Here is a 751-nt window from a genome sequence, read left to right as displayed (position 1 = left end):
AACGCCCGACTCACCCCCGACCTGGTGGACGCGGTCGAGGCGCACGGCACCGGCACCATCCTCGGCGACCCCATCGAGGCGCAGGCCGTGCTCGCCACCTACGGCCAGGACCGCGAAGGGCCGCTGCACATGGGCTCCCTCAAGGCCAACATCGGTCACCTCCAAGCCAGTTCCGGTGTCGCCGGCGTCATCAAGATGGTCCTGGCCATGCGCCATGGCGTCCTGCCGAAGCTGCTGCACCTGGACGAGCCGACCCCGCACGTCGACTGGTCCTCCGGCGCCGTCGAACTCCTCACCGACAACCAGCCCTGGCCCGACACCGGCCGGACGCGCCGCGCGGGCGTCTCCTCCTTCGGCGGGAGTGGCACCAACGCCCACGTCGTCCTGGAGCAGGCCCCCGAACCCGACCCCGAGGTCGGCGAGGAGACCGAAAGGACGGAGCTCGACGACGGTACTGCGACATCGGCGGTGTTCGCCGCGGACAGCACGGTGCCCTGGCTGGTGTCGGGCCGTGGCCAGGAGGGTCTGGCCGGCCAGGCGGGCCGACTGGCCGCCTTCGCGGAGTCGGCCGACGAGACCGTACGACCCGTGGACGTGGCCTGGTCCTTGGCCGCCACCCGGGCCGCCTTCGAGCACCGGGCCGTCGTCCTCGGCACCGACCGCCCCGAACTCGCCGCCACGCTTGGCGCCTTGGCATCGCAGGGCACGGCACCCAGTGCGATCACCGGCGCCTTCGATGCCGTACCGGATG

General features: G+C 72.4%; 1 protein-coding gene. It reads left to right on the top strand.

Translation table 11 applies throughout. From position 1 onward, the window contains the following. A partial coding sequence (locus AC5WRT_RS38975) for a ketoacyl-synthetase C-terminal extension domain-containing protein (protein WP_496098946.1) occupies nucleotides 1–751 on the top strand: 751 nt, incomplete at both ends.

The organism is Streptomyces sp. NTD91, assembly GCF_059510455.1.
The sequence above is the reverse complement of the archived record's forward strand: the minus strand, read 5'-3'. Positions and strand labels throughout refer to the sequence as shown.